The organism is Rhizobacter sp. P5_A1 (assembly GCF_056400745.1).
Genome location: NZ_JBFUKR010000025.1, coordinates 1 through 17,755, shown reverse-complemented (window position 1 = coordinate 17,755; position 17,755 = coordinate 1). Strand labels below are relative to the sequence as shown.

General features: G+C 72.1%; 18 protein-coding genes. 11 read left to right on the top strand and 7 right to left on the bottom strand.

Translation table 11 applies throughout. The features are described from left to right. Positions 1–18 precede the first annotated feature (18 nt). The 5 genes from AC1DTW_RS22090 (at position 19) to AC1DTW_RS22070 (ending at position 6,926) form a co-directional block, all read left to right on the top strand. The gene (locus tag AC1DTW_RS22090; RefSeq protein WP_477983545.1) at positions 19–228 is read left to right on the top strand and encodes a hypothetical protein; all 210 of its coding nucleotides are present in this window, start codon (positions 19–21) and stop codon (positions 226–228) included. Between the two features lie 109 nt (positions 229–337). After that, positions 338–1,414 carry an AI-2E family transporter gene (locus AC1DTW_RS22085; RefSeq protein WP_477983544.1) on the top strand — a complete coding sequence of 359 codons (1,077 nt, stop codon included), beginning with the start codon at positions 338–340 and terminating at the stop codon, positions 1,412–1,414. Positions 1,415–1,534: 120 nt separating this feature from the next. Continuing rightward, positions 1,535–3,487, top strand: a complete 1,953-nt coding sequence (locus AC1DTW_RS22080; protein ID WP_477983543.1) for a TOL_0244 family TonB-dependent receptor — start codon at positions 1,535–1,537, stop codon at positions 3,485–3,487. A gap of 5 nt (positions 3,488–3,492) precedes the next feature. Continuing rightward, complete coding sequence (locus tag AC1DTW_RS22075) at positions 3,493–4,092, top strand: TOL_0243 family YfiR-like periplasmic protein (RefSeq protein ID WP_477983542.1); 600 nt, start codon at positions 3,493–3,495, stop codon at positions 4,090–4,092. After that, a complete protein-coding gene (locus AC1DTW_RS22070; protein ID WP_477983541.1) occupies positions 4,092–6,926 on the top strand; it encodes a sensor histidine kinase, YfiR-like protein-associated in 2,835 nt (944 codons plus the stop codon). The genes AC1DTW_RS22075 and AC1DTW_RS22070 overlap by 1 nt, the downstream gene beginning before the upstream one ends. Here AC1DTW_RS22070 and AC1DTW_RS22065 read toward each other — a convergent pair. Both AC1DTW_RS22065 and AC1DTW_RS22060 read right to left on the bottom strand, forming a co-directional pair. After that, the gene (locus tag AC1DTW_RS22065) at positions 6,920–7,117 is read right to left on the bottom strand and encodes a hypothetical protein (RefSeq protein WP_477983540.1); all 198 of its coding nucleotides are present in this window, start codon (positions 7,115–7,117) and stop codon (positions 6,920–6,922) included. The two genes, AC1DTW_RS22070 and AC1DTW_RS22065, sit on opposite strands and share 7 nt — an antisense overlap. 33 nt (positions 7,118–7,150) lie before the next feature. Continuing rightward, the gene (locus AC1DTW_RS22060; RefSeq protein ID WP_477983539.1) at positions 7,151–7,573 is read right to left on the bottom strand and encodes a hypothetical protein; all 423 of its coding nucleotides are present in this window, start codon (positions 7,571–7,573) and stop codon (positions 7,151–7,153) included. 161 nt (positions 7,574–7,734) lie between these two features. Between AC1DTW_RS22060 and AC1DTW_RS22055 the strand changes: the two genes are divergently transcribed. After that, complete coding sequence (locus AC1DTW_RS22055; protein WP_477983538.1) at positions 7,735–7,965, top strand: hypothetical protein; 231 nt, start codon at positions 7,735–7,737, stop codon at positions 7,963–7,965. 13 nt (positions 7,966–7,978) lie between these two features. On the opposite strand, the gene AC1DTW_RS22050 is transcribed toward AC1DTW_RS22055, so the two are convergent. The 3 genes from AC1DTW_RS22050 to AC1DTW_RS22040 are packed head-to-tail and all read right to left on the bottom strand — an operon-like array spanning position 7,979 to position 10,879. After that, positions 7,979–8,920 carry a lysylphosphatidylglycerol synthase domain-containing protein gene (locus AC1DTW_RS22050; RefSeq protein WP_477983537.1) on the bottom strand — a complete coding sequence of 314 codons (942 nt, stop codon included), beginning with the start codon at positions 8,918–8,920 and terminating at the stop codon, positions 7,979–7,981. Then, a complete protein-coding gene (gene clsB / locus AC1DTW_RS22045) occupies positions 8,910–10,118 on the bottom strand; it encodes a cardiolipin synthase ClsB (protein ID WP_477983536.1) in 1,209 nt (402 codons plus the stop codon). The genes AC1DTW_RS22050 and clsB overlap by 11 nt, the downstream gene beginning before the upstream one ends. After that, positions 10,115–10,879, bottom strand: a complete 765-nt coding sequence (locus AC1DTW_RS22040; RefSeq protein ID WP_477983535.1) for an endonuclease/exonuclease/phosphatase family protein — start codon at positions 10,877–10,879, stop codon at positions 10,115–10,117. Before AC1DTW_RS22040 ends, clsB begins: the two co-directional genes overlap by 4 nt. Positions 10,880–11,045: 166 nt before the next feature. On the opposite strand from AC1DTW_RS22040, the gene AC1DTW_RS22035 reads away from it, so the two are divergent. Together AC1DTW_RS22035 and AC1DTW_RS22030 are read left to right on the top strand one after the other, a co-directional pair. Further along, positions 11,046–12,218 (top strand): DUF3182 family protein, encoded by a 1,173-nt coding sequence (locus tag AC1DTW_RS22035; protein ID WP_477983534.1) that lies wholly within the window; start codon positions 11,046–11,048, stop codon positions 12,216–12,218. Beyond that, on the top strand, positions 12,205–13,026 hold the full coding sequence (locus tag AC1DTW_RS22030; RefSeq protein WP_477983533.1) for an alpha/beta hydrolase family protein: 822 nt from the start codon (positions 12,205–12,207) through the stop codon (positions 13,024–13,026). The genes AC1DTW_RS22035 and AC1DTW_RS22030 overlap by 14 nt, the downstream gene beginning before the upstream one ends. Before the next feature lie 5 nt (positions 13,027–13,031). Here AC1DTW_RS22030 and AC1DTW_RS22025 read toward each other — a convergent pair whose 3' ends face one another. After that, positions 13,032–13,661 carry an HAD-IIIA family hydrolase gene (locus AC1DTW_RS22025; RefSeq protein ID WP_477983532.1) on the bottom strand — a complete coding sequence of 210 codons (630 nt, stop codon included), beginning with the start codon at positions 13,659–13,661 and terminating at the stop codon, positions 13,032–13,034. Positions 13,662–13,799: 138 nt separating this feature from the next. Between AC1DTW_RS22025 and AC1DTW_RS22020 the strand changes: the two genes are divergently transcribed. Together AC1DTW_RS22020 and AC1DTW_RS22015 are read left to right on the top strand one after the other, a co-directional pair. Continuing rightward, positions 13,800–14,012 (top strand): hypothetical protein, encoded by a 213-nt coding sequence (locus AC1DTW_RS22020; RefSeq protein WP_477983531.1) that lies wholly within the window; start codon positions 13,800–13,802, stop codon positions 14,010–14,012. A 314-nt stretch (positions 14,013–14,326) separates the two neighbouring features. Continuing rightward, entirely contained in the window at positions 14,327–15,982 is a 1,656-nt protein-coding gene (locus AC1DTW_RS22015; protein WP_477983530.1) for a sensor histidine kinase, read from the top strand. A gap of 39 nt (positions 15,983–16,021) precedes the next feature. Here AC1DTW_RS22015 and AC1DTW_RS22010 read toward each other — a convergent pair whose 3' ends face one another. Continuing rightward, a complete protein-coding gene (locus AC1DTW_RS22010; protein ID WP_477983529.1) occupies positions 16,022–16,723 on the bottom strand; it encodes a UDP binding domain-containing protein in 702 nt (233 codons plus the stop codon). Between AC1DTW_RS22010 and AC1DTW_RS22005 the strand changes: the two genes are divergently transcribed. Next, positions 16,677–17,755, top strand: a 1,079-nt coding sequence (locus AC1DTW_RS22005; protein WP_477983528.1) for an AI-2E family transporter, incomplete at its 3' end; no start/stop codon positions are given. The genes AC1DTW_RS22010 and AC1DTW_RS22005 overlap by 47 nt on opposite strands.

Genomic DNA, 17,755 nt, shown 5'->3' with positions numbered 1-17,755 from the left:
CCGCGCGCCGGAGGCCACATGCGGACCCCATCGACGATTGCATTGCTCGTCTGCGCCACGGCGCTGGTTGTCGGCTGCGACAGGAAGCAGTCGGTGCCGACCCCGAAGACGTCGGTCGGTCCGGTGCCGGCGGCGGCCGCATTCGCATCCGCGCCCGCGTCGGACCCGTCGCTGCCCGACGCCGCGAAGGCGATCGCATCGCAGGCCTCGTCGGCGAGCGCGCCGTAGCGTTCGGCGTCCCGCTGCCACGCGGGGCAGAGGCGCCCGCACCGACAGCGCGGCTGTCGGGGCGACACTACGGCCTTCGCGCACGCGCGCGCCGCCTCACCCACCGACGATGAACCCCACGCCCACGCAACGCAAGACGCTGCTGCTGTTGCTGATCGCCGTCTCGGCCGCGTTCGCGTGGATCCTCTGGCCCTTCTTCGGCGCCGTGTTCTGGGCCGCGGTGCTCGCGCTGCTGTTCGTGCGGCCGTACCGGCGCCTGGTGCGGCTGCTGTCGGGCCGGCGCAGCCTCGCGGCGGCGACGACGCTGGTGCTGTGCCTGATCATCGTGATCCTGCCGATGGCGCTCGTCGCCGCCGCGCTGGTGCAGGAGACCGCGCTGGTCTATCACGACATGCAATCGCACCGGATCGATGTCGGCGCCTTCGTGCAGCGGCTGCTGAGCGCGCTGCCGGCGTCGGCAACGGGCCTGCTCGAGCGGCTCGGCGTCGGCGATCTGGCGTCGATGCAGCAGAAGCTCGCGGCCGCGGCGGCGCAGGGCAGTCGCTTCATCGCCGCGCAGGTTCTGGGCATCGGCATGAACACCTTCGACTTCTTCGTCAGCGCCGGCGTGATGCTCTACCTGCTGTTCTTCTTCCTGCGCGACGGCGGCGCGATGGTCGCGCGCATCGAGCGCGCGATACCGCTCAGCCGCGAGCACAAGACGCACCTGGCCGGCAAGTTCGCGACGGTCGTGCGCGCGACAGTCAAGGGCAACGTGCTGGTCGCCGCGGCACAGGGCGCACTGGGCGGGCTGATCTTCTGGGCGCTCGGCGTCGAGGTCGCGCTGCTCGCCGGCGTGCTGATGGCCTTGTTCTCGCTGCTCCCGGCGGTCGGCGCGGCCTTCGTGTGGATCCCGGTCGCGGCGTGGTTCCTGCTCACCGGCAGCGTGTGGAAAGGCGTGACGCTGATCGCGTTCGGCGTCTTCGTGATCGGCCTGGTCGACAACATCCTGCGCCCGATCCTGGTCGGCCAGGACACGCAGATGCCGGACTATCTCGTGCTCGTCTCGACACTCGGCGGCATCGCGATCTTCGGCCTCAACGGCTTCGTGATCGGGCCCGCGATCGCGGCCTTGTTCATCGCGGTCTGGGATCTGTACGCCTCGCGCCAGCCAGAGCGTGAAGTCGGCACGCATCCCCGCAACTAGGGGGCCACCCTGTCAGTTCTTACAGCAGCGCCCTGGCATTGAATCTCCTACAGTGCCCACTCGCGACGCATTCGGGGAAGTACTGCCCGCGCCGGCGCGACAACACCGAGGGGAGATTCGATGGGCTCGAACCACCGAGGGTCCTGTTGCGGCGCGGCCGCGACGATCGCCCTGCTCGGCACGGCGATCGGCGCGCCCGGGCCGACGGTCACCGCCGGCCGGCTCACCGACCTCAGCCTCGAGGAACTCAGCAACGTCCAGATCACCTCGGCGTCGAAGCGCGCCGAGCGCCTGTCCGATGCGCCGGTGTCGGCCTTCGTGATCACCGCCGACGAGATCCGGCGCTCCGGCGCGACCAGCCTGCCCGAGGCGCTGCGGCTTGCGCCGAACCTGCAGATCGCGCGCGGCGGCGCGAACGGCTGGGCGATCAGCGCGCGCGGCTTCAACAGCGCGTCGGCGAACAAGCTGCTCGTGCTGATCGATGGGCGCTCGGTCTACAGCCCGCTTTTTTCCGGCGTGTTCTGGGATGTGCAGGACCTGATGCTCGAGGACATCGAGCGCATCGAGGTCATCAGCGGGCCGGGCGGCACACTGTGGGGCGTCAACGCGGTCAACGGTGTCGTCAACGTGATCACGCGATCTTCGGATCAGACGCAGGGCGGCCTGCTGTCGGCGGGCGTGGGCAACCAGGAGGCGCAGCTCGCGCTGCGCCACGGCGCGAGCCTCGGCGAGGGCGGCCACTACCGCGTCTACGCGAAGCAGACCCAGCGCCTGCACACCGAGACGGCGAACGGCGCCTATGTCGACGATGCCTCGCACACCACGCAGCTCGGCTTTCGCGCCGACTGGGCCCGGGCGGTCGACAGGTTCACGCTGCAGGGCGATGCCTACACCGGCAAGCGCGAGCAGCCCTTGCCCGGCACGCTGGCGGTCACCGGGGTCGATCTCGCGCTCGACACGATCTCGGTCTCGGGCGCGAACCTCATCGCACGCTGGGAGCGGCGGCTTGGCGACGATGCAAGCCTCAGCGGCCACTTGAGCTACGACCGCGTCGAACGCACCGTTCCGCCGACCTTCGCCGAGAAGCTCGACATCGTCGACCTGCAGCTGCAGCACGCATGGCGGCCGAACGCCGCGCATGCGCTGGTCTGGGGCGTGCAGTACCGCTATGCGCGCGACCATGTCGTCAACGGCAGCCCGTACCTCGCGTTCCTGCCGGCGCGCGTCAACCTCACGTGGGCCAGCCTGTTCGCGCAGGACGAGATCACGCTCGCACCGGCGCTGCACCTGACGCTGGGCGCGCGCGTCGAGCACAACGACTACACCGGCGCCGAGTTCCTGCCGAACCTGCGGCTCGCCTGGAAGCCGGCGGACAAGCACCTGCTGTGGGCGGCGGCATCGCGCACCGTGCGCGCGCCGTCGCGGCTCGATCGCGACATCTTCGTCCCGGCACAGCCGCGGTTCCTGCTGCTGGGCGGGCCGAACTTCGAGTCCGAAGTCGCCAAGGTCTATGAACTCGGCTATCGTGGTCAGCCGACGCCCGATGCGTCGTTTTCCATCACCACGTTTCATGCCGATTACGATCGCCTGCACACGCAGGAACTGGCGCCGAGCCGCACCGCCGTTGTCTTCGCCAACGGCATGCAGGGCACGGTGCGCGGCCTCGAGACCTGGGGCAGCTACCAGGCGGCGCCGTGGTGGCGGCTGCGCGGCGGTTTCACGCGCCTGCTGCAGGATCTGCACCTCAAGCCCGGCAGCACGGCCAGCATCAATTCGGTCAACACCGCGGTTGGCGCGAATCCGTCGCGGCAGTGGCTGCTGCGCTCGTCGTTCGACCTGCCGCGCCAGACCGAGCTCGACGTCACCGCGCGCTATGTGTCGGCGCTGCCGAGCCCGTTCGTGCCGAGCTACTTCACGGTCGACATGCGCGTGGGTTGGCGGCCGCGGCCCGACATCGAGGTCTCGGTCACCGGCCAGAACCTGGTCGGTCCGGCGCACGGCGAATTCACCGACGAAACGACCCGCACCGCGTTTGCGCGCGCCGTGTTCGTCGAACTGCTGATGCGCTTTTGAGCCAGATGCAGCTTCACGTCGGCCCGAGCCGTTGGCGGTCTGCCTGGCCCTGGCGCGGGGTGCGGGCCGGCTGGCTGATGCTGCTGCTCGGCGCGGGGCTCGCGGGGGCGTGCCGGGCGCAGTCCGGCGCCGAGGCGCTCGAGTACCGGGTCAAGGCGGCGTTCGTCTGCAAGTTCGCAAGCTATGTCGAATGGCCGGCGCCGTTGTTCGCGCGGCCCGACAGCCCGATCGTCATCGGTGTCGTCGGCAGCGACGCCGTCGTCGACGAGGTCGCGCGCACCGCGGCCGGCGTGTCGGCCGACGGCCGGCCGCTGCTGGTGCGCAAGCTCGAGCGCGGCGATCCGGTGGCGAGCGCGCACCTTGTCTACATCGCCGGCTCGCACGAGAGCCGGCTCGCCGAGACGCTCGCCGCCGCGAAGGGCCAGCCGGTGCTGCTGGTGACCGAATCGAGCCGTGGGCCGGCGCTGGGCAGCATGATCAACTTCGTCGTCGTCGACGACAAGGTGCGCTTCGACATCGCACCGCAGGTCGCCGAACAGAGCCAGCTGCGGATCAGCGCCCGGCTGCTCGGCGTGGCCCGCGCGGTGATCGGGAGGGGGCCCTGATGTTCAGCGGCTCGCTGCGCCGCAAGCTGCTCGTCGTCATGCTGCTGACGACGCTGGTGGCGGTCGTCGTCGCGCTCGGCGCGATGATCGCGTACGACCTGCGCGCCTATCACCGCGGCTGGGTCGACGATCTGAACACGCAGGCCGAGCTGCTCGGGCGCACGACGATCCCGGCGCTCGAGTTCGACGATGCGCGCGTCGCGCGCGAGAACCTCGCGCTGCTGCGCCTGCAGCCGAAGATCGAGGCCGCGGCGGTCTATTCGGCGCGCGGCGAGGTGTTCGCCAGCTACGCGGCGGGCCGCGAGCTGCGGTCGTTCCCGACCGTTCCGGCGCACGACAGCGTGCGGGTCGACAACGGCGAGCTGCTGGTGTTCAAGCAGATCGTCGACCGCGGCCGCGTCGTCGGCACCGTGCACCTGCGTGCCCGCTACGAGCTGTACGACCGCATGCTGAACTACGCGGGGATCGCGCTGGTCGTCGCGGTCGTTGCGATGCTGGTCGCGCTGCTCGTCTCGGCGTGGCTGCAGAAGATCGTCACGCGGCCGATCCTGGCGATCGGCGAGATCGCGCGCGACGTCGTCGCGCAGGGCGACTACTCGCGTCGCGCCGAGCGCATCAGCACCGACGAGGTCGGCACGCTGGTCGACGCCTTCAACAACATGCTCAGCGAGATCGAGCGCCGTACCCAGGCGCTCGAGGCGTCGAACCTCGAGAAGGCGCGCGAGGTCGAGGAGCGGCGCATCGCGCAGCAGGAGGTCATGAGCCTGAACCAGGACCTCGAGCAACGCGTGCAGCGACGCACCGCGCAGCTCGAGAACTCGAACCGCGAACTCGCGCTCGCGACCGACGAGGCCGAGCGCGCGAACCGCGCCAAGAGCGCGTTCCTCGCGACGATGAGCCACGAGATCCGCACGCCGATGAACGGCGTCATCGGCATGGTCGAGGTGCTCGCGCACAGCCACCTGCCGGAGTCCCAGGCCGACGCGGTGCGCACGATCCGCGCCTCCGCGTTCTCGCTGCTCGGCATCATCGACGACATCCTCGACTTCTCGAAGATCGAGGCCGGCCGGCTCGAACTCGAGCGCGCGCCGGTCGCGCTGCCGGACCTGATCGAGAGCGTCTGCGATACCTTGCTGCCGGTGGCGATCGACAAGGACGTCGAGCTGAGCCTGTTCATCGCGCCGCAGGTTCCGGATCAGGTGTGGGGCGATGCGACACGGCTGCGCCAGGTGCTGTTCAACCTCGCGGGCAACGCGATCAAGTTCGGTGCCGGCGACGCGCAGCGGCACGGCCGGGTGTCGATCCGCGTCGGGTTGGCCGAAGGCGCGCCCGAGAATCCGCCGCGCCTGGTGCTGCGCTTTACCGACAACGGCATCGGCATGACGCCCGAGACGCTGGCGCAGCTGTTCTCGTCGTTCACGCAGGCCGAGGTGTCGACGACGCGGCGCTTCGGCGGCACCGGCCTGGGCCTGGCGATCAGCAAGCGGCTGGTGAGCCTGATGGCGGGTGAGATCCACGTCGACAGCGCGCTCGGCCAGGGTTCGACCTTCACCGTGACGCTGCCGTTCGAGGCGGTGGCGGCGAGTGCGCCGCGGCGCTACGCCGATGTCGGCGGGCTCGATTGCATCGTCGTCGGCTCCGACGCGAATGCCGACGACCTGCGCGCCTATCTCGAGCACGCCGGCGCGCGCGTGCACCGCGTGCCCGATCTCGATGCGGCGGTGCGTGCCGCGCCACGCGCCGGCGTCGCCGTGGTGATCCAGAACACGCGCCGCGATCCGCCGTCGCCGGCGGCCCTGCATGCCGCGTTCGCGGCCACGCCGCAGGTCCGCCATCTGCTGATCGCGCGCGGCTGGGGCCGCCGCGCGCGCATGACCGCGACCGATGTCGTGACGCTCGATGGCAACTGCCTGCGCCGCTCGTCGCTGCTGCGCGCGGTTGCGGTCGCGGCGGGGCGCGCCTCGCCCGAGGTGCTGCACGAGAGCGCGGACGAAGCGTTCGCGCCGGCGCCGGTTGCGCCCACGCACGCGCAGGCGCGTGCGCTCGGTCGCCTGATCCTGATTGCCGAGGACGACGAGGTCAACCAGAAGGTCATCCTGCGCCAGATCGAGGTGCTCGGCCATGCGGCCGAGATCGCCGAGAACGGCAGCGAGGCGCTGCGCCTGTGGCGTTCCGGCGATTACGCGCTGCTGCTGACCGACCTGCACATGCCCGACATGGACGGCTATACGCTGGCCGAGACGATCCGGCGCGAAGAAGCGCAGCGCGGCCTGACCTGGCGCGAGCGCATGCCGATCCTGGCGCTGACCGCCAACGCGCTGCGCGGCGAGGCGATGCGCGCACAGGCCGCCGGCATGGACGAGTACCTGACCAAGCCGCTGCAACTCCATCTGCTGAAGGCGGCGCTCGCGAAGTGGCTGCCGCACGACGCGGTGGTGTCGGCGCCCGCCGCGCTGCCGCCGGCGCCGCTGCGCAACGGGCCGGCGCCGGCGGTCGACCTGGCGGTACTGAACGAGATCTTCGGCGACGACCCGCCGACCGTACTCCGCTTCCTGGCCGACTACCGCGACTCGGCCACGCAACTCGCGGCCGAGATTCGCGCGGCGCACGATGCCGGTGACATGCGTCAGATCGGCTCGATCACGCACAAGCTCAAGTCGGCTTCGCGCTCGGTTGGCGCCTTGCCGCTCGGCGACCTGTGCGCTGCGCTCGAGAACGCCTGCCGCACCAGCGCGCGCGAAGCCGTCGGTCAGGGCATCGCGCTGTTCGAGACCGAGCTGCGCGAAGTCAGCGCGCAGATCGATCGGCTGCTCGCGCGGCCTCAGTCTCAGTAATCACGCCAGCGGCGCGGCGCGTCGGGCGACGGGCCCGGCACGGCCGCGCCGGTCGAGCCGTCGCCGCGCGGGCCGAGTTTCGCATTGCTGTCGTAGTAGCCCGGCGGGCCGTAGTAGCTCGTGCAGCCGACGCAGGCGGCGGCAAGCGCAGTGGCGCAGACGATCTTCAGTGCAGTGGCAAAGCGAGACATCGGCGATCTCCTTTCTTGGCAATCACTTGGCTGTCATTCCCAGTGGCCCCGGCTCCAGACCCAGTCGTTGCCCTCGTAGCGCCAGTACCCGGGGATCCAGCGCGCGCCCGGTGCCGGCACGACGCTCGGCGGCGATTCCTGCATCAACGGCGGCATCGGGCGGACCGAGCCGCTGACCCACTGGCCCGGCTCCCAGTCCCAGCGGCCGCCGCGCCAGGTGTAGCGTCCCGGTACCCAGGTGTAGCCGTTCGCAGAAGGCGCCGACGGCATCGTCTCCTGGGGTGCCGCCGGCGGCTGGACGATCGTGATGTGCTCGATGGGCGCCGGCGCCGCGACGGCCTGCACGATCGGTTGCTCGCGAATCACTTCGCGCTCGCTGTAGACGCGGTGGCCGCAAGCTCCGAGCAGCAAGGCCGATCCGCACACGGAAACCATTTTCAGGGTGGTGTTGTCCATGAATCCTCCGTGGCAAGGTCGGGCACGGCCCTTCCGCGCCCGCGATCCTGTCTGACCGCGCGCCGCTGGCCGCGGTTCGGCCGGCCGTGTCGGACAACGCCGACCGTCGGAGAACGAAAACACCTATCCGGGCACCAACGCAGGCAGGAGGCTCGAAGACGATGAAGAGGCAATCCACTCGCACGCCGCGCCGCGCCGATCCGGCACGCCGACCGCTTCGGCCCGCGGCCGCACCGGCCGCGTCGGCCACACCTCCGCCGGCGGAGTCGCCGCTGGGCGGCGCACATGCCGATCCGAAGGCGGCGCACGACGCGGTCGGCGTCGAGTCGGTCGCCGGCGAGGAAGACCCGGGTTCGGGGCTCGATCCGCCGGCGCCACCGGGCAGCGCTTGAATCGGACGCTGCGTCACGCCGGCGCGCCGGCCGCGCCGCGCCGGTCGACCGCGAAGAACAACGGGGCGGCCAGCGCGAGCGGCGTCAGGTAGTAGAGCGCGCGGTACACGATCAGCGCGGCCAGCAGTTCGCTTGCCGCGGCGCGGTGCGAGAGCAGCGCGACGAACACCGCCTCGAGCACGCCCAGGCCGGCCGGCACGTGCGTGATCACGCCGGCGATCGCCGCGACGAGCAGCACCGCGAGCACCTCCGGATACGCGAGCGGGCGCGGCATCAGCGTCGCGACCGCGGCACCGATCAGCAGCCAGTTGAGCGTCGACAGGCCGAGCTGCAGCAGCGCGATGCGGCCGCTCGGCAGCCGCACGCGCGCGCCGCGCCACGACCACGCGCGCGGCCTCGAGCCGAAGCACAGAACGAGGTAGGCGAGCACCGGCGCGAGCAGCGCGGCACCGAGCCAGCGCAGACCTTCGCTGTCGAGCGACCACTCGGGCGGCAGCGCGATCGGGCGCAGCGCGAACGTCAGCCCGCCGGCGCAGAGGTAGCCGAGCCAGTTGGTCAGCAGCGACAGCACCAGCACCTGCGTGATCGTCTCGGTCGACAGGCCGCGGCGCGAGTACAGCCGGTAGCGGAACGCGATGCCGCCGACCAGCGCGCCGAGGTTCAGGTTGAACGCGTACGAGACGAAGCCGATCGCCGCGACCTGGCGCCGCGGCAGCGCATGGCCGGTCTGGTGCCGCCCGATCAGGTCGTACGTGCAGTACACCGCGTGGCTCGCGGCCGCGAAGGCCGCCGCGAGCACCAGCGTCGGGGCGGGGTAGGCACGGACCGATGCGAGCACCGACGACCACTCGATCTGGCGCGCCTGCCGCGCCAGCAGCACGGCCACCGCGATGAAGAACAGCAGCGTCAGCGCGCGCTTCGCGAATCGCCAGACGGCGCGCCGCTCAAGGATCATCGCGGCACCCGGCAGCCGCCGTCGCCTCGGTCGCATGCACGGCCTCGAGCTTCGGCGCGTGCGGCGGAAGCCGGCTGGCCCAGCCGAGAAAGTGGCGCAGGAAGTGAAACAGGATCGTCGAGCGCAGCTCGGCCCAGCCGCGCCACCGGCTCGTCGCGCGCAGCTCGACGAGCCGGCATTCGGCCGCGATCAGCTGCTCGAGCCGCGCGCTCAGCTGCGCGGCGAACGCGGCGTCGCGCAGCACCACGTTGGCCTCGAGGTTCAGCGACAGGCTGAGCGGGTCGAGGTTGCTCGAGCCGATGGTGGCCCAGTCGTCGTCGACGACCGCGACCTTGCTGTGCAGCGGTCGGCGGCAGTACTCGTGGATCTTCACGCCCTCGCGCTGCAGGTGCTCGTACAGCAGCGCTGCGCCGGCCTTCACGATCGGCATGTCGGGCTCGCCCTGCAGGATCAGCTGCACCTGCACGCCGCGGCGCGCCGCGCGGCCGAGCTCGCGCAGCAGGCGGTACCCGGGGAAGAAGTACGCGTTGGCGATCAGCACGCGCTTGCGCGCCGAGCGGATCGCGGCCCGGTAGTGGCGCTCGATATCGTTCGGGTGGTCGACGTTGTCACGCGTGACGAACAACGCCTCGACCGCGCCGGCGATCGGCCGCGTGCGCCGCGCTGGCGCGTCCGGTGGCCGCGCGTCACCCTGAAACGCCGCGACCGCGAACGCACGGATCTCGTCGGCGATCGGCCCGGTCAGCTCGACCGCATAGTCCTGCTTCGCGAGCGGCCCGAAATCGGCGAGGTGATCGGCCGCGAAGTTGATGCCGCCGACGAACGCGCGTTGCCGATCGACGACGACGATCTTGCGATGCATGCGCCGCAGCACGTTGACGCGCAGGCCGAGCCAGCGCGAGCTGGGGTCGAAGCTGCGCACGCGCACCCCGGCGCCGGTCAACGCGCCGATGAATTCCGGCGTCAGGTCGGACGAGCCGAAGCCGTCGACCATCAGGTCGACCTGCACGCCGCGCTGCGCGGCTTCGATCAGCTCGCGGTGCAGCTCGCGGCCGACCTTGTCGTCGAACAGGATGAAGGTCTCGAGAATCATCTCGCGCTCGGCGGCGCGGATCGCCGCGAACACCGCGGGGAAGTACGCCTCACCGTTCTCGAGCAGGCGCACGCGGTTGCCGGCGGTCCAGCGCGAGCCGTTCACAGCGCGATCTCCGCAGCCAGCGGCGCGTGGTCGGAGAGCCGCGACCACGGCCGGCGCGGCAGCGCGAGCGGCGCATCGGCGCGTGTGTCGCGCACGTAGATGCGGTCGAGCTGCAGCACGGGGAAGTGCGCCGGGAACGTCTTCGCGGCTCGCCCGTGCGCGTGCACGAAGACCTCGCGCAGCCCGACGCAGCGTTCGAGGATGCGATGCGCGCGGCGGCGCCAGTCATTGAAGTCGCCCGCGACGAGCAGCGGCGAACCCTCCGGCACGTGCTCGCCGATGATCTCCGACAGCAGATCGAGCTGCGCGCGCCGATGCGACTCGCGCAAGCCCAGGTGCACGCAGATCGCGTGCAGCATCGATTCGCGCCCGGGGATGCGCAGCGTGCAGTGCAGCAGCCCGCGCGCCTCGTGGCCGGCGATCGAGATGTCGCGGTTCTCGTGCGCGACGATCGGAAACTTCGACAGCAGTGCGTTGCCGTGGTGCCCGCGCGGATACACCGCGTTGCGCCCGTACGCGAAGTCGGCCCAGATCTCGTCGGCGAGAAACTCGTAGTGCGGTACCTGCGGCCAGGCGACGAGCCGCTCGGAGTGGCCGCTGTGCGTGCCCTGCACCTCCTGCAGGAAGACCACGTCGGCGCCGACCGCGCGGACCGCCTCGCGCAACTCGTGCAGCACGAAGCGGCCGCTCAGGAACGCGAAGCCCTTGTGCGTGTTGACGGTCAGCACCCGGATCGAAAGCGCTTGGATCGGCTCGGTCATGACACCCTTCACCGTAGCGAAGCCGGCGCGCCGCATCTGTAGGAAAACGCGCGGCCGCGCTGCCGGTGCTCATGATTTCCTACGGCGGCCCGGCGCCCGAGCCTGCATCGGGGTCACCCGGCGCTGCTGAAAATCGCGTCGCGTGTCACTCTCGCGGAGGCGCCCGATGATGACGAACCTGCAACGGCGCAGTGCGCCGGCCGAGGCCGTTGCGCGCAAGGCCGCGCGCGCGGTGCCACGGCCGGTCGGCTTCTTCGACTGCCGCCCGGAGCGGCCGAGCGGCCACGAGCTGAGCGGCAAGATGGCGCTCGCGCAGTCGATCGCCGAGCTGCTCGATGTCGCGTACCTCGGCGATCTCGATGCCGCTCGCCTTGGCCGCGAGGCCGCGCTGGTCGTGCCCAGCGACACGCTGGACAGCGTCGCGCGTGCGCGCGATCTCGGCATCACGCGGCCCGAGCACCTGTTCGGCGGCGTCGTGCCGCGGCCGTTCGTCGCGACCAAGGTCATCACGCATCCGCTTGTGCAGCGTGCGGCGCAGGCACCGGCGGGCTGGTCGCACGCGTTCGCGGATGCGGTGCGCGCGGTCGCGCTGCCCGGCTTCTCGGCGTTCTCGGCCGCCGATGCGATCGTCGCCGGCGAGCGGCTGCTCGCCGACGGCGCGGTGCGCGTGAAGGAGGCCAGCGGCGTCGGCGGCATCGGCCAGCACGTCGTGCGCAACACGGCCGAACTGCGCACGTGCATCGAGGCGCTGGACCCGCAGGTGCTGGGCCGCGACGGTCTCGTGATCGAGCGCAACCTGAACCGCGTCGAGACCTACAGCGTCGGGCAGGTGCGCGTCGGGCCGTGGCTCGCGAGCTACTGCGGCACACAGCGCCAGGTGCGCAACAATCATGGCGCCGAGGTCTATGGCGGATCGCAGTTGACGGTCGTGCGAGGTGACTACGATGTACTCCTCGGCCTCGCGCTGGAAGCGGCGCAACGGCTCACGGTCGAGCAGGCGCTGTGCTACCACCAGCGTGCGCTGGCCTGCTTCGCCGGGCTGATGGCGTCGCGCTGCAACTACGACGTCGCGTGCGGCATCGACGATGCCGGACAGCAGCGCTCGGGCGTGCTCGAGCAGTCGTGGCGCATCGGTGGCGCGAGCGGCGCGGAGATCATGGCGCTGCATGCGTTTCGCGCCGATCCGCGCCTGTGCGTCGTGCGCGTCTCGACGCACGAGGTCTACGGCGACGCAGCGCCGGTGCCGGCCGGCGCACGCGTTCACTTCGACGGGCTCGACGACGCGCGGCTCGGTCGACTGACGAAATATGCCAAGGTGGAACACGATGCCAACCCATGACGAACCGATCGAGATCGGCGTCGACCGCGGCAGCATCTGGGGCACCTTCATCACGCCGGGCACGCTGGTGCCCGGCGTGCTGTTCGTGCACGGCTGGGGCGGCAGCCAGAAGCAGTACCTCGCGCGGGCCCGCGAGGTCGCGGCACTCGGCTGCGTGTGCCTGACCTTCGACCTGCGCGGCCACGCGCAGACCAAGCTCCAGTACGAGACCGTGACGCGCGAGCAGAACCTGCGCGATGTGCTCGCCGCGTACGACACGCTGGTCGAGCGCCGCCATGTCGACCCCGATGCGATCGCGGTGATCGGCAGCAGCTACGGCGGCTACCTGGCCTCGGTGCTGACCGCGATGCGGCCGGTCAAGTGGCTCGGGCTGCGGGCTCCGGCGCTGTACATCGACACCGACTGGGAGAGCCCGAAGCTGCTGCTGCACCGGCAGCAAGACCTCAAAGGCTATCGGCGCAGCTTCATCCCGGCCGAAGGCAATCGCGCGCTGCGCGCCTGCCAGGAGTTCCAGGGCGACGTGCTGCTGATCGAGTCGCAGTTCGACGACATCATCCCGCGCACCGTGCTGACCAGCTACCGCGAGGCCTGCAAGCACGCGCGCTCGCTGACCTACCGCTGTGTGCAGGGCGCCGACCACGGGCTGACCGAAGTCGCCGACCAGCGCGCGTACACCGCGCTGCTGGTCGCCTGGCTGACCGAGATGGTGTTCGGTGCACGCGCCGGCAACGCGGCGCAGCGCGGCGCGGCCGTGCCGGCCGGCGACGGCGCGCGCCCGGAGGCGCCGCCCGAGGTGGTCCACAAATGACGCCGTCAGCGCCCGGCCAGTTCGGCGCCCCGCCAACGCGCGGCCATCGCGCGCGGCAGCTCCAGCACGGCGCGGGCAACGTCGGCCCAGCCCTCGCAGCGCCGATGCGGCGTGCGCAACGACGACCAGCGCAGCGGCACGACCGCTTCGGCGTCGGCCGGCACGCCGGTCAGCAGCGCCGTGCGGCAGCCGGCGCGGCGACCGGACTCGACCTGATCGAGCGCGCTGCCGACGATCCACGAGGCCGCGAGATCGAAGCGGTGCGTGCGCGCGGCGCGGATCAGCAGGCCCGGCGCCGGCATCCGGCACAGGCAGGCCGGTGCGCCGTAGCGGCCGGGCCGGTGCGGGCAGACCAGGATGGCGGCCAGCACGAGCTGGGCCTCGTCGCGCAGGCGCCATTGCAGCGTCGCCTCGCGCCCCAGGAACTGCGAGCGCGTGAACTGGCCGAGCGCCAGCCCGCTCTGGTTCGTCACGACGACGATCGCGAAGCCGCCGTCGCGGATCGCCACCAGCGCCTCGCGCGCACCGGGCAGGAACCGCAGCGGCGCACCCGGGTCGGGCAACTCGGCGCGCTCGATCAGCGTGCCGTCGAGATCGACGAACAGTGCCGAGCGGCTTTCGATCGGATCGTCCACTGCGTGCTCCCGGCGTACCGACGCCGATCGCGACCGCGGCAATCGATGTGCCCGGCAGTCCTGGCGCAACGGCGGGCATTCGGCTTGCCGGGGCGCTGCACCCGGCTCGCTCCCGAGCCCCAACCCCGAGGAGTCTCCATGACCACGAAGCGTTTGATGCCTGTTGCCGTCCTGCTGTGTAGCGCAGTCTTGGCACTGGGCGGCTGCAAGGGCCGCAGCGGTGAAGGCGGCGAGTCCGGCAATGCCGGGCCGAGCACGTCGACCTCACCGAGCACGTCGACCTCGCCGAGCACCGGATCGATGGGCGCCAGCCCGATGGCGTCGTCGCCGGCCTCGGCCGCGAGCCAGTAAGCGCCCGGACCGCGCGCATGCGGCCGGCGGCGCGGCGTGCGCCGCCGCCGTCAACCTTCCTTTGCCCCGGCCCGCGGCGGGTGCCGCGCAGGCACGAGAGTTCCGGCCGTCGCCGCGCCGCGAGGGCTTGCCGGTCATACGGATGGGCTCGGATGCTGAACACCGACTCGGCAGTCCACGTGCCCGGGCCGGCAGAGCGGCACAGGCACGGCGCTTGCCAGACCGCGAACGCGGGCCGACCCATGGCGGGCCGCGTTGAAGGAGGCGCAGACCATGAACCGATGCCGAGCCCGTCGCCGGCTTGTCCCGTCACCATGAAGCTCGCGCGCGATCCGGGTCTGTCGATCGACGCATTGGCTCGGGCCGCTGGTCGGCCCGGGAGCGGCGACGCGCTGCTCGGCGCGGCCCTCGAGGCGATTCCCGAGGGGATCCTGATCGGCGATGCCGATGGCCCGCACCATTGCAACGCCGCGGCGCTGGCCCTGCTCGGCGTCGATTCGTTGCAGGATTTACAGCACGATGCGGCCGGACTCGGCCGGAAGTTCCGCCTGCGACTCGGTCGCGACGGCGCGCCGATCGAGCCGACCGAGCTGCCCTACGCGCGCGCGCTTCGCGGCGAGGCCTGTGCGCTCGCGACCTGGGCCACGCGGCCGCACGGCGGCGATGTCTGTCTGCAGCAGTTCGCGGCACCGTTGAAGATCGGCGGCGAGGCCGTCGGCGTGGTGGCGGTGCTCAGCGAAGCGACGCCGCCCGAGACGCCTGCTGGCGCCGACAGCGACCACGACCGGCCCGACGCGTTGGCCGGGCTGCGCGACCAGGAACTGCGCGCGCTGGTCCAGGGCGTGCGCGACTACGCGATCTTCACGCTCGATCCGCAGGGCCGGATCGCCACCTGGCACGCCGGCGCGCAGCTGATGAAGGGCTACACCGCCGAGGAGGCGATCGGCATGCCGTTCGCGATGCTGTTCTCCGAGGCCGATCGCCGCGCCGGGCGGCCCGAGCTCGAGATGCGCGTCGCTGCCGAGACCGGCGAATACAAGGAAGAAGGGCGCCGCGTGCGCAAGAACGGCGAGGCCTTCGATGCCGCTGTCGTGCTGACCGCGCTGCGCGGCCCGCAGGGCGAACTGCTCGGCTACCTGAAGCTGACGCAGGACATCACGCGCCGGCGCGAACAGGAGCGCGAGCGCGAAGAGCTGCTGCGCATCGCGAAGGCTGCGCGCACCGATGCCGAACGCCTGAGCCGTTCGATGGCCGAGTTCCTCGCGACCGTTTCGCACGAGCTGCGCACGCCGCTCGGCGCGATCCTCGGCTGGGCTCAGGTGCTGCAGCGCGACTCGACGAACCGCGACGGCCTGGCCCTCGGCCTCGCCGCAATTCTGCGCAATGCCCGCATGCAAGCCGCGCTGATCGAGGACCTGCTCGACATCAACCGCATCGAGACCGGCCAGCTGCGGCTCGATCTGCAGCCGGTCGACCTGGTCGCGGTGATCCGCGCGGCGGTCGAGGCGGTCCTGCCGTCGGCGACGGCCAAGGGGATCCGGCTGCAGACGATGCTCGACGCGGCCATCCCGCAGATCCCCGGCGATCCGGTGCGGCTGCAGCAGGTCGTCTGGAACCTGCTGACGAACGCGGTCAAGTTCACCTCGCGCGGCGCGACGGTGCGCATCGGCCTGCTGCACAAGGGCGATCGCCTCGAGGTCTCGGTCTCGGACACGGGGCGGGGCGTCGAGCCGGCGTTCCTGCCGCGGGTGTTCGATCGCTTCCAGCAGCAGGACGCGTCGACGACGCGGCGCCACGGCGGCCTCGGCGTCGGCCTGACGATCGTGCGCGAACTCGTGCACCTGCATGGCGGCAGCGTGCGCGCCGAGAGCGACGGCCCGGGCCGCGGCGCGACCTTCAGCGTCGCGTTGCCGGTGCTCCCCGGCGCCGCGCCGTCGGCGGCGTCCCCGGGCGCGACGGCGCCGACCTGACGCGAGGTCGGGTTCCGTTGCTTCCAGCCTCCGACGCCATCAGCCGCAGGCCGCTGCGAGCGCGTCGTCGGGTTGCACACGCGTGCCGCGTGTCGCGGCGCGGTGCCAGCCGGGGATGGCGGCGCCGCCATCGGGGCGCCCGACCTGCACGAGGCGCAGGCCGGCGGCGCGCCACGCGGCCGCGTCGAGCGCGTTGCGGCCGTCGTAGACCGCGCGCAGCGTCAACGCCGCAGCGACGCGGCCGGGATCGAACGCAACGAACTCCGGCCATTCGGTCACGAGCAGCAGCACGTCGGCCTTGCGCAGCGCAGCGGTCGCGCTGGCGGCCCACGCGATGCGGCGGTTCGTGCCGAGACAGGCGCGCGCGTTGCGCATCGCCGCCGGGTCGTAGACGTTCACGCTGACGCCGGCGCGGCACAGCTGGTCGATCAGCGCCAGGCTCGGCGCCTCGCGCATGTCGTCGGTGCCCGGCTTGAAGGCCAGGCCCCAGACCGCCGCACGCAGCCCGCGCAGGCCGCGGCGCGAGCCGATGCCTTGACGACCCGGGACGCCGGCGGTCCTGGCGCCGACGGGTCGGCAACGCTTGCGGCAAAAGCTGCCCGGCGCTGCTGGCTCTGGGGCATGGCCGGCGCGGGCCGCGGCAGCGGCATGCGGCTTGCCGGCAGGCCTGATTCGTTCACTCCGATGACCCGACGTGCTCGCAACGCGCCCCGAGCCCGCCGCGCTGGCCCCGCACGACATTCCGCGCGGCGCGCGGAGTTGGGCCGTGCGCGCCGCTGCGGCGCTCGCGCTGCTGCTGCTGCTCAAGCTCAGTGCGGCGCTGATCGCGCCGCTGGTCGGCGCACTGGTGCTGTTCCTGTGGCTGAGCCCGTCGGTCGAGGCGCTGCAGCGGCGCGGCGTGCCCGGCCCGCTGGCGGCCGCGCTGGCGCTGTTCGTGCCGGCGCTCGGGCTCGGTGCGCTCGGGTACGTCTTCGCGCCGGCCGCGCTCGCGTGGTGGCGCGGCATCGGCGCGACGATCGCGCGCCTGGCCGAGCACCTGCGGCCTGCCGAGATCGGCGGCGGCCTGGCCGCCGCGGCGCTGCGCGGCCTGCTCGCGCACCTCGCTTCGAGCGAGGCCGACGCGGTGGCCTGGGCCGGCCGCGAGGCGCTGCCGGTGGTGCTCGCGGCGGCGATGCTGCTGATGCTCGTGTTCTTCCTGCTGCTCGCGCAGCGCTCGCTGCTGGCGGGCCTGCTGCACGCGCTGCCGCAGCGCCGCGCGCGCGTGCGGGTGACCACGGCGCTGCGCGAGGCGCGCGACGGCGTCGCGACCTACCTCGCGACGATGGCGCTGATCAACCTCGGCCTCGGCGCGGCGACCGGCGTGGTGCTCGCCGCGCTCGGGCTGCCCGGCGTCGTGGTCTGGGTCGGCGTCGTGTTCGGGCTGCTGTTCATCCCGTACCTCGGCCCGCTCGCGATCACGCTGCTGCTGGCCGCGGCCGGCGAGAACCGCGGCGCGGTCGTGCTGCTCGCGCCCGGCGCGTTCCTGCTGCTGCACGCGGTCGAGGCGCATTTCGTCAGCCCGCTGGTCGTCGGCCGGCGCCTGCGGCTCGGGCGGCCGGCGCTGCTGACCGCGGTGCTCGCCGGCAGCTGGGCCTGGGGCCTGACCGGCGGGGTGCTCGCGGTGCCGATCCTGATCGCGGTGCGCGCGGTGCTGCGGCGCTCGGGCCGGCCCTCGGTCGCGGTCGCGCTGCTGGCGGCCGAGCAGCCCGCGGCGCCGGCGCTCGCGCGATCGGC

Excerpts from the sequence above, each read along its gene's own strand:
- AC1DTW_RS22090 (WP_477983545.1), top strand. The coding sequence starts at position 19 with ATGCGGACCCCATCGACGATTGCATTGCTCGTCTGCGCCACGGCGCTG.
- AC1DTW_RS22085 (WP_477983544.1), top strand. The coding sequence starts at position 338 with ATGAACCCCACGCCCACGCAACGCAAGACGCTGCTGCTGTTGCTGATC.
- AC1DTW_RS22080 (WP_477983543.1), top strand. The coding sequence starts at position 1,535 with ATGGGCTCGAACCACCGAGGGTCCTGTTGCGGCGCGGCCGCGACGATC.
- AC1DTW_RS22075 (WP_477983542.1), top strand. The coding sequence starts at position 3,493 with ATGCAGCTTCACGTCGGCCCGAGCCGTTGGCGGTCTGCCTGGCCCTGG.
- AC1DTW_RS22070 (WP_477983541.1), top strand. The coding sequence starts at position 4,092 with ATGTTCAGCGGCTCGCTGCGCCGCAAGCTGCTCGTCGTCATGCTGCTG.
- AC1DTW_RS22065 (WP_477983540.1), bottom strand. The coding sequence starts at position 7,117 with ATGTCTCGCTTTGCCACTGCACTGAAGATCGTCTGCGCCACTGCGCTT.
- AC1DTW_RS22060 (WP_477983539.1), bottom strand. The coding sequence starts at position 7,573 with ATGGACAACACCACCCTGAAAATGGTTTCCGTGTGCGGATCGGCCTTG.
- AC1DTW_RS22055 (WP_477983538.1), top strand. The coding sequence starts at position 7,735 with ATGAAGAGGCAATCCACTCGCACGCCGCGCCGCGCCGATCCGGCACGC.
- AC1DTW_RS22050 (WP_477983537.1), bottom strand. The coding sequence starts at position 8,920 with ATGATCCTTGAGCGGCGCGCCGTCTGGCGATTCGCGAAGCGCGCGCTG.
- AC1DTW_RS22040 (WP_477983535.1), bottom strand. The coding sequence starts at position 10,879 with ATGACCGAGCCGATCCAAGCGCTTTCGATCCGGGTGCTGACCGTCAAC.
- AC1DTW_RS22035 (WP_477983534.1), top strand. The coding sequence starts at position 11,046 with ATGATGACGAACCTGCAACGGCGCAGTGCGCCGGCCGAGGCCGTTGCG.
- AC1DTW_RS22030 (WP_477983533.1), top strand. The coding sequence starts at position 12,205 with ATGCCAACCCATGACGAACCGATCGAGATCGGCGTCGACCGCGGCAGC.
- AC1DTW_RS22020 (WP_477983531.1), top strand. The coding sequence starts at position 13,800 with ATGACCACGAAGCGTTTGATGCCTGTTGCCGTCCTGCTGTGTAGCGCA.
- AC1DTW_RS22015 (WP_477983530.1), top strand. The coding sequence starts at position 14,327 with ATGAAGCTCGCGCGCGATCCGGGTCTGTCGATCGACGCATTGGCTCGG.
- AC1DTW_RS22010 (WP_477983529.1), bottom strand. The coding sequence starts at position 16,723 with ATGTCGTGCGGGGCCAGCGCGGCGGGCTCGGGGCGCGTTGCGAGCACG.